Source organism: Kluyvera chengduensis, from assembly GCF_044197065.1.
Classification (GTDB): Bacteria; Pseudomonadota; Gammaproteobacteria; order Enterobacterales; family Enterobacteriaceae; genus Kluyvera; species Kluyvera ascorbata_C.
Genome location: NZ_JBIQOI010000001.1, coordinates 205,281 through 217,615, shown reverse-complemented (window position 1 = coordinate 217,615; position 12,335 = coordinate 205,281). Strand labels below are relative to the sequence as shown.

Genomic DNA, 12,335 nt, shown 5'->3' with positions numbered 1-12,335 from the left:
ATTGAGAGCTAAAACACACTGAGAACAAAAGAAAACGCCCCTGTTACGCGGGTAACAGGGGCGTTATTTAAAGCCGTTGTACGAAAGACGTGATTAGCGCAGGCCCAGCTGGAAAATCAGCGTTTCTGCTTCGCAAGCGAAGACAAAATCAATATCCAGCTGCACACCGCCTTCAACGTCTTTGAAGTTTGCAGTGATTTTGCACGGTTCAGATTCTACGTTACGCGCTCTTTCTGACAGCGCCGCCAGCGTCTCTTCAGCTTCAGCACGGTTTGCGAACACACGGCTGTAAGAGGCTGTGCAGTCGGAGTTGTCCATAATGGTACCCACGTCCATGCAGCAGCAAACTGGGGTTTCATCAGCACTACATTTGCTCATTGTAGATTTCCTCTGTTTTGTGCACTCAAGGTGCCAGATAAACGATGAGCCTATTTTACGTCCGCCTGCTTTACGCCTCCAGTCGATAATGTGATCTAACCCCTTAAGTGACCGAAATCACAATTAAAAATGATCTAAAACAAAATTGGTGTTTCATACCCTATGACCATCCCCGCATTTTTGCCAACCAGATCTCGTTTTAAACAACATCTTTGAAAAACTTAATAAACAATATTGCAACATACCATCTGGTCAGACCTATACTCTCGTCACTGGTCTGATTTCTCTGTTGTAGTCCAGCCCCTACACTTCGCGCTTCTGTTACTACATGTAACATTGTTTGTATAAAAATAACTCAATGAGGTTATGGTCATGAGCCAGAAAACCCGTTATACGAAGTCTGCTCTTGCTGTCGCAGTGGCACTTGTTTCAACTCAAGCCTGGTCAGCAGGCTTCCAGCTTAATGAATTTTCAGCCTCTGGTCTGGGCCGTGCCTATTCCGGCGAAGGTGCTATCGCAGATGATGCGGGTAATGCTAGCCGTAACCCAGCGCTGATTATGATGTTCGACCGCCCGGAGTTTTCTATCGGTGCGGTGTTTATCGATCCGGATGTAAATATTAAAGGTAAACAACCAGGCACTAGCGCAGATAACATCGCACCTACAGCCTGGGTACCTAACGTTCACTTCGTTATGCCAATTAACGATCAATTTGGTTGGGGAGCTTCTATAACCTCTAACTACGGTCTTGCAACTGAGTTTAACGATAACTACGCGGCAGGCGCATATGGTGGTAAAACCGACCTGCAAACAGCAAACCTGAACCTGAGCGGTGCTTATCGCCTGAACAGCAGTTGGAGCTTCGGTCTCGGCTTTGATGCGGTTTATGCAAAAGCGAAAATTGAGCGTTATGCCGGCGATTTGGCATCTACTGTTGGTTCACTGCCATTACCTTTCCCAACAGGCATGTCAAGTGCGGATTCCCAAATTGCACACCTTAAAGGCGATGAGTGGGGTTACGGCTGGAACGCCGGTATCCTTTATGAGCTGGATAAGAACAACCGTTGGGGTCTGACCTATCGTTCCGAGGTCAAAATTGACTTTGATGGCGATTATAAGAGCTCAATCACCAGTCAGATGAATAATTTTGCTGCATCGCAAAACATTTCTGGCCTGCCATTCGGCACTGACGGCAGAACTGTCCCAGGTTCTCTGACGCTGAACCTGCCTGAAATGTGGGAAGTCTCGGGTTATAACCGCGTCGATCCGCAGTGGGCTATCCATTACAGCATCGCCTATACCAGCTGGAGCCAGTTCCAGGAGCTGAAAGCTACCGGTTCTAACGGCCAGCAGCTCTTCTATAAAGAAGAAGGCTTTAAAGATGCTTACCGCATCGCGCTGGGCACCACCTACTACTACGATAAGAACTGGACCTTCCGTACCGGTATCGCATTTGACGATAGCCCGGTTCCAGCAGATAACCGTTCAATCTCTATCCCGGACCAGGACCGCTTCTGGATTAGCGCAGGTACAACCTACGCCTTTAACGATGACGCTTCCCTCGACTTTGGCGCATCCTATATGCACGGTCAGGACGTAACCATTAAAGAAGGCGACTACACCTTCAAATCCGAAGGTAAAGCCTGGCTGTTCGGTACTAACTTCAATTATCGCTTCTGATAGTTAGCCAACATAAAAAAAGGGTGAACATGCTGTTCACCCTTTTTTATTGCCACCGATTCGTTATTCAGAATCGATATCCTTCAGATCATCCTGAATCGCTTGAGCGTTAGGGTTCTCTTCAGGCTTCAGCTTGCCGCCGTTGGCGGTAAAGTCATGCTGCTGGAAGTAGGCTTCACGCACCATAATGTACGGATCGGAAGATTGACGCAGCAGGCCATCAGAGTCGAGCAGTTGGGCACGCGTTTCTACCCCTTCCACCATCCACTTGCCAATAGACATCGGCCAGGTTAACCAGGAAAGAACCGGATAGGTGGTATCTGCAAAGTCACCACCGTCTTCACGCAGCGTGAAGCTTCCGTAGAACGGCAATTGCAGGTACGGACCATACCCCACGCCATAATGGCCCAGCGTGCTGCCGAAACGGTGCGGTTGAACGCGCTGCAGTTTCGGGTTAGCCATACCGGCCACATCAATAAAGCCGCCCATCCCCAGAATGGTGTTGAGGAAGAAGCGAGTAAAGTGAACCATCCCCTGATACGGGTCGCCCTGTAAGAAGTAGTTCACCATGGTTGCTGGCTCTTCCAGGTTACTGGTGAAATTGCTCAGGCCATTACGCGCCGGTTGAGGAACATAGTCACGCCAGGCTACAGCCACTGGACGAACGACATAAGGATCCAGCACGTTGAAGTTGAAGCTGTACATCGTGCGGTTAAAGCCTTCGAAGGGGTCTGAACGCCCCTGCTGTTCAGTAGTGGAACTCGCACAGCCCACCAGCAGTGTCGTCCCGAGCGCAAGCGCCGACAGGCGAAGCTTCATAAATGTCTCCCTGTTGATTATGGCTATCGCTGATTGCCATCCATGCGGCACGTTTACGTATCCGCCTGTTTAGATGTGAGCGATTGTAACAGCCCATCGGACGATGTCTATATAGCCAAGTTTTGTTGATTTTATCATAGCCTGGTAAAGACAGGGCTGTGGCGCGCTTTGCCCGCCTAACCCAATTAAATCTATACAGTAGTGCCAGTATTTCAGAATAGCGCCAAACCTGCATTGCCTGTAACCCGCTACGCTTAGGCTATACGTGCTTATTCAGGACCACCGCGATGGATGAAATCAAAAAAGAGACCATGGGTCACCACCATGATGACTTAGCAGTAGAAAGCGAAGAAAAACAGCAAGGGAAAAAAATCGAGGTAGATGAAGAGCGGCTCCCTTCCCGCGCCATGGCGATTCATGAACATATTCGCCAGGAGGGCGAAAAGGAGATGGAACGCGATGCGATGGCGTTGCTTTGGTCTGCCATCGCCGCGGGGCTATCGATGGGTGCATCGTTGCTCGCGAAAGGTATTTTTCATGTTCAGCTCGATGGTGTACCCGGCGGTTTTCTGCTTGAGAACCTTGGCTATACCTTCGGTTTTATCATCGTCATTATGGCCCGCCAGCAGCTTTTTACCGAAAATACCGTCACCGCCGTACTGCCCGTGATGCAAAAACCTACCCTGGGGAATATTGGTTTACTGATGAGGCTCTGGGGCGTAGTGCTTCTTGGAAATATTATCGGAACGGGCATCGCAGCATGGGCATTTGAGTACATGCCTATTTTCGATGAACCGACGCGCGATGCCTTCACCAAAATCGGCATGGACGTGATGAAGAATAACCCGACAGAGATGTTTTCAAACGCCATTATATCAGGGTGGCTGATCGCGACGATGGTCTGGATGTTTCCCTCTGCCGGGGCGGCAAAAATCGTGGTCATTATCCTCATGACGTGGCTTATCGCGCTGGGTGATACCACGCATATTGTTGTCGGTTCAGTCGAAATACTCTATCTGGTCTTCAGCGGCACGCTGCACTGGAGTGATTTTATCTGGCCTTTCGCCCTGCCAACCCTTGCAGGCAATATCTGTGGCGGGACGTTTATTTTCGCCCTGATGAGCCATGCGCAGATTCGCAACGATATGAGCAATGCGCGTAAGGAAAAAGCGCGTTTACAAGCAGAACAGAACGAAATAAAGCAAAAAGGTGAAAAGAATCATCCTTGAGTGGCGACGGTTTGAGCAGTTAAACAGCGATATACTTACCCCTGGGGACAAAAAACGCTATACTCGGCGCCACTTTGTCCCCTTAGTTAAATGGATATAACGAGCCCCTCCTAAGGGCTAGTTGCAGGTTCGATTCCTGCAGGGGACACTTACCACTCTTCCCTCCTCTATCCGTTCGTTAACACCTCCACACCATTCTTAATCCCTGAAAATGGAAAAATGATCCTGCACCGAATAATTCGACACCGACATAATAACCATACTAAATTATTTAGTTTTCCCCATGAGGATCATTCATTAGACAAATATAAATATGCGAGTGTAAACTCATTACGATGATACTGCCCTATTCAATAAAAATTAACATAACCATCCAAACAAAATTTACATTAGGTAAATAACTCGCAAATAACCAACTGAAAGTTTGAATATATGGTTACATTGCCGGAGTCCAGTTGCCGGTTGGCATAGGCCATCTGACATAAAAACGATAATATCAAGAGGATGCCACAATATCGCAAAAATGAAGAATAACAGCGAGTATTATGCTATTAAAAATCATAAGTAACCCATTAGGGGCTATTTACCCTTAAACTCAGCAATTTTTATCATAATGAAAAAAATATTATCCTTTGCATTATTATGCTTACCCTTCGTAGCGTCCGCAGCTGAACCGAGTACTTTCAGTACAATTGTTTCAGATCCAATAACAAACTGTTTTGTCCTGGTAAATATTACCCTGGTTTTATTCTTTACCCTCATCCGCTTTGATAGATTTGCCATTGTCCACGGCCCGGAGATTTTAACCACCATCGGTATTCTTGGTTGCTTTACGGGTATTGCACACTCACTGCTGCATTTCGATTCAACGAACGTTGCTGAAAGCGTCCCTCATCTGCTTGAAGGGGTTAAAACTGCATTTCTTGCCTCCCTTAGTGGCGTTGCTGGTTCACTGCTGATCCGTGCAAGACACTATTTCCAAAAACGTCCACTGCCGCAAAAAGCAGGAGCCCCAAAAGCCGCCAGCCTGGATGATGTCGTTGCCGCTACCTATGCACTCCAGCAGAGCCTTGCAGGTAATGAAGATAGTAGTCTTCTCACGCAGATGAAACTCATGCGACAGGAGCAAGTGGATGAGCTTCGTTCTCTGCGCAATGCTTTTGATACTTTCTCCCAAAAAATGGCCGAAGATGGTTCACGTAATCTTGTTGAAGCGCTAAGAGAAGTCATTAGTGATTTTAATTCGCAAATTAACGAGCAGTTTGGGGACAATTTTAAATACCTAAACCAAAGTGTCGAAAAATTGGTCATATGGCAGCAACAATATAAAGATGAGCTCGATAAACTGCAGTTGCTACAAAAATCATCTGCGGATGATCTTAAAGATGCATCAAACGGACTCGCATCATTTATTGATAAAGCAGCCAGCTTTGCGCACACCGCAGAAGCATTAGAAGAAACACTCATGGGCCTTGCTCATCAGCATCAGGAAATTGACCAATCTCAACGCGCAATGGGCGAAGTATTGTTGCAGATGAAAGAGGTTACCCCTCAATTCTCTCGTAAAATTGATGAAATGACAGAGGCAATGGCTCTGGGCGTCGCAAAAATTCAGGATGATTTAGGCCTAATGGTTAAAGATTTTAGTTCTCATAGCCAATCCTTTAACGCCGCTCTAAAAAGTCTGCTGATTGACACAATCAATAAATCTCAAACGGAAGTGAATACCGGCCTGACACAGTCCATGGATAAAATCCACCAAAGCGTCGTTGCGCTGGATACCGGTTTGCAGGAAGAGTTAACGAAGAGCCTTGAGACATTGGGCAGGCAGCTTGCTTCATTGTCTGAAAAATTTGTCGCCGACTACACCCCATTAACCGAGCGCTTAAAAGAAGTGGTGAGAATCGCGTCCGCGACTTGAGAACATTATGGAATACGAACAGAACAACCAATCTTACTGGATACCGCTGGCCGATCTCATGACAGGCCTCATGATGGTGTTTATGTTACTCACGGCGGCATTTATGCTCCGCGTAGAGCAGACGACCACACTCGTCGTAAAAGAGTATGAAGTCACCAAGCGGGATCTGCAGTTAGCGCTACAAAAGGAATTTGCAAAAGATCTCAAGCAATGGAACGCTGAAATTCTGGGTGATATGACGATTCGTTTTAACGATCCTTCCGTTCTTTTTGCCACAGGTTCATCTGAGTTGCGACCCCGTTTCAGACAGGTACTCGAAGCATTTTTCCCCCGATATATCGCCTTATTGACGTCGGATAAATATAAAGACGCCGTCAAGGAGATTCGTATTGAGGGGCATACTAGTGCGTTCTGGGGAGGTGCTGCAAATGAAGAAGAGGCATACTTCAAAAATATGGAGCTGTCTCAGGCCAGAACACGCAGCACGCTTGAATTTCTGATGTCACTACCCAAAGTAGAGAACAATGAAAAATGGCTGATTCAGCACGTCACCGCAAACGGTTTATCCTCCTCCCACCCTCTTTCTCAAGAGTCATCACAGGCGGCAAACCAACGTGTTGAGTTTCGTATCGTGACCAACGCCAGTGAGAAAATGGACCTTATAGCCGGGAAGTTAGCGAAAAAATGAGCTTCCGTTTACCTGATTTCCTCGCTTGGGCGCCGCTGAATGCTTTGCGTCAAAATATGGGGGCCCCGCTGACCGATAACTTTGTCCTGGAACGCGTTTTTTCAGAAATATCGATTATCGAACAGCTTAATACCGGGGGTGTTGACGTTGAGCTTGATGAAATCAGCGTCCATGACGATGGCACGCTTCTTTATCATGGCTATCGAGGGCTGCTTTATATCAGAGACGTCGCCTCCTATGGTGGAGAAGACCGGATGCCAAAATACCATATGGCCTTTTGCCGCACGCTCGATACCAAGAAAAGAGAGAATCGGCTCGATCGTTATGTTGTCGCTCAAACCACCACGGGCGAGTTCAAGGTCAACCTCATTGATAATGAAGTCACCTCGAAAATGGTCAGGCTTAGCGTATGTCAGAACTGTCTGGACCGAATTGGCTGGAAAGGATTTAGCCTGCGCGGCATGCCACAAGCAGAGCGACATCGAATCGTTACTGATTTTTCACTCGCGGATTTTTTTGCCGTCTACCCGCGCGATCTCATCGGAGAAAAACCCCGGTATACGGCTACCACCGCGCCGCTCAATAATTATGTGTCGAACTGGTCAGATATCGCCAGACAGACAAAACTAACGCGCGGCCACCGGTGCGAATCATGCGAACAATCATTTAGTCCAGAGCGCGCCAGATTCCTGCATGTCCACCATCGTAATGGCCTGAAAAACGACAACCGCGAATCCAATCTGGCGGTACTGTGCATTCGCTGCCACGCGGAACAACCTGAACATGGGCACCTGAAAGCGAGCCCAGATTACAAAACGTTTATCAACCTCAGGTAACATGGGCCATATCAACAGTAAAAGGCACTTCCATTCCCCATGAAAGTGCTTATTTTTTACAACGATGCCCCCACAGCAGGCTAATTTACTTCCCAGCCTTCCACATCTCCACGCAGTTTCTTCCCCGCTTTTTCGCGATATAAAGCGCTTCATCCGCCAGTTGAATCAGACGCTCATAGTCAGGGTGGCCGTTAAACATTGCCGCACCAATCGACAGCGACAGCGGAATATCGTTGCCGTCCGGTGCCTTCACCTTGGTTTTTTCTACCCGGTTGCGGATACGCTCGGCGGTACGCAGCGTGTCGGTTTCCGTCGCTTCGGTCAGCACAATAACAAATTCATCGCCGCCATAGCGGAAAACGTAGTCGCTGCTACGGACGTTGTCATAAAAGACCTGCGACACGCGACGTAAAATCTCATCGCCGGTGTTATGACCCCAGGTATCGTTGATTTGTTTGAATTTATCCACATCAATCACCAGGGCCGACAACGGCGTGCCAACCCGGTTAGCATGGGCAATTTCGCGTTTGAAGATGGTCGGCAAGAATCGGCGGTTGAGCAGTTTGGTCAGGACGTCCATACCCACTTCATGGCGGGAGACCTCTTCAAAAAGTTCGCGTAACAGGGTCAGTATCTGCGATACCGTACTCCTGAGCTGAATCAGGAATTTATTACGCTGGCCTTTATTGCCGAGTGATTTCCCCTCGGCGCTCAGGGAATGGATCACGCCGTCAAAATCCTGCATCAGCCGCGAAATATGCCCCACCTCAGCAATACCACTGAAATAGTGACGACCTTTATGGTTAAACCAGAGGCCGAAATCAGACTGGCTGAGCGGCATACCATTACCGAAGTCAGCATCAAGGACGACTTTATAAAGAATATCGAGTTCCCAGGTTAGCAATGTCGCAATCTGTCGCTCTTTCTCCTCTTCAGCGTTCTCCAGCAGCGAGAAAATTCGGTAGTTTTCATCGTCTTTCGACATGCTGCTTTCGCTAAAGGAGAAGGCCCGCGACATCACTTCCATCGCGAGGTCGATACTGTTGATAGAGAAATGATAAATCTGTAGTTTGTCCGCCGGTGCCTGATCACTAAAAATAATGGCGGGATAGAGGATTTTCTTCAGCACCCGGAAGCCCATCTCCACCAGTTCAACCGGTATGCCAATGCGCGCATGCACTTCCGCGACGGTGTGCTGAGCTTCAATCAGGCGGTCAATATCCTCCTCTTTACAGGAAAGAATATCGATAATCCACTTTTCGAGCGCACTCTTTAGCTGCTTTTCTACCTGCTCATTGCTGAGAAACTCTTCAGCATGCGGGTCAGCCAGCACCACCTTATAAAACTCGTCGCACAGCGCGTGCGCGTTTGCCACCGCAATGTCGGCGGCCAACGCTCTTATGTGAGGTTCTGTCTGCTCAAGTAGCGAATGCCATTCGCTCTTCATCTTCTTCAGGTAAATCTCCATGGGCAACTCTCTCACATAACAATTAAATAACACCAATGCAACTATGAGCCCTGGTGACGGAAGACACAAGCGGGTGCTTCTCTTGCCTACCAGGTTCTGGCAATCTGGCGAGCATAATCTCCTCTGTTAACAAGGGCCTCAGGATGAAACAAATCACCTGTAACGATATGCAACAACAAAGTGCCGCCGCCGCACGCTCCCCTCGCCTGCGCGCGCACCGTAACTTTCATCCGCAGTTAAGCGATCCGGTTCAGCGCCTGGCGATTGCCATGGAGCCCGGCACCTATGTGCGCCCACACCGCCATCCGCACACCTTTGAGCTGCTGCTACCGCTCAGCGGGCGCTTTGTAGTGCTGAATTTTGATGAACAAGGTGCGGTGACGCACCGGGCGGTGCTCGGCGAAACCTGCACCGTGCTGGAAATGGAAGCCGGTACCTGGCACGCGGTGCTATCGCTCGATAACGGCGGCGTGATTTTTGAAGTGAAGCAGGGGGCGTATCAACCTGTTGCAGAAGAAGATTATGCGCCGTGGTCTCCGGCTGAAGGTGAAGCGGGTACGGCCGAGCTGATGGCCTGGTATGCCATGGCGCAGGTTGGCGACCGATATTCTGCCCGCTAAACCACTAAAAAGCCCCGCATCTGTTGCGGGGCAATGTGTCAGAAAAAAGGCGGTGATCATGTCGCCGCCAGATATCAGAACGCGTACTTCACGCCCAGCATGGCCTGAGTATCGCTGTAACCTTTATCCCCAATCTGTTGTGCAACATTCCCCCAGAGGTGCAGGTTTTTCCCTATCTGCCCTTCAACGCCCGCTTTCAGCTCTCCGATATTGCGCGTCCCCGCCTGGTAGTTGGTTACACCATTCATAACAACGCCGTAGGACTGCGTGTTATAGATCCAGTTGCTCTCCACAAACGGCTGAAACTCGCGTTCCTTCCCCTCATCGATCGCGCTATATCCTTTGATAAACGCTTTCAGTCCAAGTCGGGTTTGCAGGTTGCCGTCGCCCTTCCCCTTCACACGCGTACCGTTTGCTTCCGTGTGATTATCGGCCTGCACGCCCATCCAGGTGAGCTGCGCTTTTGGCTGAAGCCAATAAGTCGATCGCCCGTCGCGATGTTCGCCCATCAGGAAGCTATAGCCTCCCTCAACGGAGGCGGTAATGCCGTCTGAATCGTATTTCTCACTCGCCAGTTTCTCTCCGTACACCTTATTGTTAAACCAGTTGTAAAGGAGCCAGCTATCCAGATAACTGCCCGTTTTATCCACTTCGTTGGCATACCAGGTACCATAAATCCCGGCGCTATAGCCCGTTACCTGCCCTCGGGAGTGATAACGGCTCACATCAGACCGCGTATTGCTTTGGCTATTGCCGTAGCCTGCCATCAGCCCCAGATGCCAACGGTCAAGGCCGTTGGTACTCCACTGAGCAATATCGCCGCCTAACTGAAGCACATAGCGGTTACTCTGGGTACTCAATTGCCCGCTGGAATCGTTGAAGCGCGTATGCCCCCCGACGTTGCGCATCCACATGCTAGTGACCTTCTGCTCCCCCGTTAACCGGTCGATATACTGCGTCTCACCCAGTCGGTCGTGCAGACGCGTCGTAAACATCGTGTTGGCCGCGGCCAGGTTGGCGATATAGGAGCCGCTCTCCGGGCGCAGCGTCGACTTCTCGGGCACCGGCTGTTCCGTGGTGGTGGTGGCGTTCATCAAATACCAGTGGTTAAACGCTGTCCCTTCTCCCCGACGCAGCGCATACTCATAGCTTCCAGCGACAATACGTCCGGACTGAACAAAGTTGCCGTCAGAAGCGCCATCAACGTGGATAACTTCAATCCCGTTAATCGTCTTATCACCGCTGCCCCCGGCATTGGTGACGGCAACAAACGTGGTGCCGGAAGTATCCCCTTCCACCACCAGCTTATCGGTCACAGAGTTATCATCACCCAGCACCGTATTAATCCGCAGAAGGCCGTTGTTCCCCTGGTAGTTGCCAGCCACAGTCAATACGTTTCCCGCCGTCGCTCCCGCCCACTCAACCGTACCGTTATTCAGCGTGAGTGAGGACAGCACTGAATCACCGGTCATTTTCCAGAGGCTGTTACTGCCATCCATATTGAGAGCGATTGTCCCGGCATTAGTGGCTGAGGTGGCCAACTGATTTGAGTTAGTGATACCGGTGAACACGCTGCCGTCCGTCATATTCAGCAAAACCTGCCCATCGTTATCGGCAACGATATTACCGTTTATCAGGTAGACGCCTGCCGCTTCCGCTCCGCTATCTCTATCGTAAGATCTCACCAGCGCCTCGGCGCCGGAGGCATAGACCGCCGAGCCGGTGCCAACGTTAATCACGGCATCTTTCGCCAGATAAATGGCCGCTTGCTGACCTGCCGATGACGAAGAGGCAAACAGCCCGTTGGCTAAGTCACCCATTGCAGAAATATTCACATTACCCAATGACACGGTGCCCGCAGCCCGGGCATAAACGGCGTGCGCGCTCTTGCCGCTCGTTTTAAGCGTGCTGTCGCCATTGAGGAATATTTCCGCCTTGCCTTTCACCGCCGTACCGCTGGCTTCAGTATCCTGGCCGGCATACACCGCATAGCCCGCTACATTAGAACCTGCTGAGGTGGTCTCAACGTTTGTTGGCCCATTGAGGGTGATGGTGGCAACCGCATTGGCGTTATTAATTGAGGCGTTGGCACGAACGCCCATGCCCGTCGCCTTAATGTTGGTTTCATTATTGACCGTCACGCGGGAATAGTTCGCGTTAAGCTCCCGTCCAAGGTTGATACCGTCAGAGCTGAATCCGCTGGTTATGGCGTTATAGTTTTCAATGACGATATTGCCGCCACCATTCTTGGTGTGGATACCGTCCGCAGCCATACCTGAGGTCTTAACAGTAAGATCGTTAAACTTATAGTTCTCACCGTTCATGTAGATAGCCCAGCCCTTCAGACCATTGCTGGTTGTTCCTCTGTCGGTGGTCGTGATATTCACCTCATCATAGTTGGTGAAATCGCTGTTATTATTGTTAGCATTCCCGGACGCATAGTAATAGAGTGTATTGGTTGCAATAAACGTTTCGGCATGCGCGGAGACACAATAGAAATTGGCCGTCAGTAACGCGGCGGTGATACACAACGCTAACGGCTTTCGCTTCAGTGGTTTTGGCATCATAATAAACTCCTTCTCTTCTTCCTTTTTGTGCTGCTGCCATTTGATATTTATTTATCAGGCTATTTTCATTAAGACGCAGGGGGCCGCAATGACGTATTTACGTCAATGTTTAAATGATGAAACGCATCC

General features: G+C 49.6%; 10 protein-coding genes and 1 tRNA gene. 7 read left to right on the top strand and 4 right to left on the bottom strand.

Going from position 1 to position 12,335, the window contains the following annotated elements:
* Positions 1 to 93 precede the first annotated feature (93 nt).
* On the bottom strand, positions 94 to 378 hold the full coding sequence (locus ACH1XZ_RS01020) for a YfcZ/YiiS family protein (RefSeq protein ID WP_395593974.1): 285 nt from the start codon (positions 376 to 378) through the stop codon (positions 94 to 96).
* 372 nt (positions 379 to 750) lie between these two features.
* On the opposite strand from ACH1XZ_RS01020, the gene fadL reads away from it, so the two are divergent.
* Complete coding sequence (fadL, locus tag ACH1XZ_RS01015) at positions 751 to 2,058, top strand: long-chain fatty acid transporter FadL (protein ID WP_395593973.1); 1,308 nt, start codon at positions 751 to 753, stop codon at positions 2,056 to 2,058.
* Between the two features lie 63 nt (positions 2,059 to 2,121).
* Here fadL and mlaA read toward each other — a convergent pair whose 3' ends face one another.
* Complete coding sequence (gene mlaA, locus ACH1XZ_RS01010) at positions 2,122 to 2,877, bottom strand: phospholipid-binding lipoprotein MlaA (protein ID WP_395593972.1); 756 nt, start codon at positions 2,875 to 2,877, stop codon at positions 2,122 to 2,124.
* A gap of 287 nt (positions 2,878 to 3,164) precedes the next feature.
* On the opposite strand from mlaA, the gene ACH1XZ_RS01005 reads away from it, so the two are divergent.
* The 5 genes from ACH1XZ_RS01005 (at position 3,165) to ACH1XZ_RS00985 (ending at position 7,551) form a co-directional block, all read left to right on the top strand.
* A complete protein-coding gene (locus ACH1XZ_RS01005) occupies positions 3,165 to 4,106 on the top strand; it encodes a formate/nitrite transporter family protein (RefSeq protein WP_395593971.1) in 942 nt (313 codons plus the stop codon).
* 76 nt (positions 4,107 to 4,182) lie between these two features.
* A tRNA-Arg gene (locus tag ACH1XZ_RS01000) sits at positions 4,183 to 4,254 on the top strand.
* A gap of 465 nt (positions 4,255 to 4,719) precedes the next feature.
* Positions 4,720 to 6,027, top strand: a complete 1,308-nt coding sequence (locus tag ACH1XZ_RS00995; protein WP_395593970.1) for a hypothetical protein — start codon at positions 4,720 to 4,722, stop codon at positions 6,025 to 6,027.
* 7 nt (positions 6,028 to 6,034) lie between these two features.
* Complete coding sequence (locus tag ACH1XZ_RS00990; protein WP_395593969.1) at positions 6,035 to 6,715, top strand: OmpA/MotB family protein; 681 nt, start codon at positions 6,035 to 6,037, stop codon at positions 6,713 to 6,715.
* The gene (locus ACH1XZ_RS00985; RefSeq protein WP_395593968.1) at positions 6,712 to 7,551 is read left to right on the top strand and encodes an HNH endonuclease; all 840 of its coding nucleotides are present in this window, start codon (positions 6,712 to 6,714) and stop codon (positions 7,549 to 7,551) included. Before ACH1XZ_RS00990 ends, ACH1XZ_RS00985 begins: the two co-directional genes overlap by 4 nt.
* A gap of 85 nt (positions 7,552 to 7,636) precedes the next feature.
* Here the strand turns inward: ACH1XZ_RS00985 and ACH1XZ_RS00980 are convergent, their stop codons facing one another.
* Positions 7,637 to 9,019, bottom strand: coding sequence for a diguanylate cyclase (locus tag ACH1XZ_RS00980; RefSeq protein ID WP_395593967.1), 1,383 nt, complete (start codon positions 9,017 to 9,019; stop codon positions 7,637 to 7,639).
* Positions 9,020 to 9,162: 143 nt separating this feature from the next.
* On the opposite strand from ACH1XZ_RS00980, the gene ACH1XZ_RS00975 reads away from it, so the two are divergent.
* Positions 9,163 to 9,639: a WbuC family cupin fold metalloprotein gene (locus tag ACH1XZ_RS00975; RefSeq protein ID WP_395593966.1), complete on the top strand. Its 477-nt coding sequence runs from the start codon at positions 9,163 to 9,165 to the stop codon at positions 9,637 to 9,639.
* 74 nt (positions 9,640 to 9,713) lie between these two features.
* Here the strand turns inward: ACH1XZ_RS00975 and ACH1XZ_RS00970 are convergent, their stop codons facing one another.
* Entirely contained in the window at positions 9,714 to 12,206 is a 2,493-nt protein-coding gene (locus ACH1XZ_RS00970) for an autotransporter outer membrane beta-barrel domain-containing protein (protein WP_395593965.1), read from the bottom strand.
* Positions 12,207 to 12,335 lie beyond the last annotated feature (129 nt).

Bases quoted from the DNA above. Each gene is read 5' to 3' on its own strand.
- ACH1XZ_RS01020 (WP_395593974.1), bottom strand. From the start codon at position 378: ATGAGCAAATGTAGTGCTGATGAAACCCCAGTTTGCTGCTGCATGGAC.
- fadL (WP_395593973.1), top strand. From the start codon at position 751: ATGAGCCAGAAAACCCGTTATACGAAGTCTGCTCTTGCTGTCGCAGTG.
- mlaA (WP_395593972.1), bottom strand. From the start codon at position 2,877: ATGAAGCTTCGCCTGTCGGCGCTTGCGCTCGGGACGACACTGCTGGTG.
- ACH1XZ_RS01005 (WP_395593971.1), top strand. From the start codon at position 3,165: ATGGATGAAATCAAAAAAGAGACCATGGGTCACCACCATGATGACTTA.
- ACH1XZ_RS00995 (WP_395593970.1), top strand. From the start codon at position 4,720: ATGAAAAAAATATTATCCTTTGCATTATTATGCTTACCCTTCGTAGCG.
- ACH1XZ_RS00990 (WP_395593969.1), top strand. From the start codon at position 6,035: ATGGAATACGAACAGAACAACCAATCTTACTGGATACCGCTGGCCGAT.
- ACH1XZ_RS00985 (WP_395593968.1), top strand. From the start codon at position 6,712: ATGAGCTTCCGTTTACCTGATTTCCTCGCTTGGGCGCCGCTGAATGCT.
- ACH1XZ_RS00980 (WP_395593967.1), bottom strand. From the start codon at position 9,019: ATGGAGATTTACCTGAAGAAGATGAAGAGCGAATGGCATTCGCTACTT.
- ACH1XZ_RS00975 (WP_395593966.1), top strand. From the start codon at position 9,163: ATGAAACAAATCACCTGTAACGATATGCAACAACAAAGTGCCGCCGCC.
- ACH1XZ_RS00970 (WP_395593965.1), bottom strand. From the start codon at position 12,206: ATGATGCCAAAACCACTGAAGCGAAAGCCGTTAGCGTTGTGTATCACC.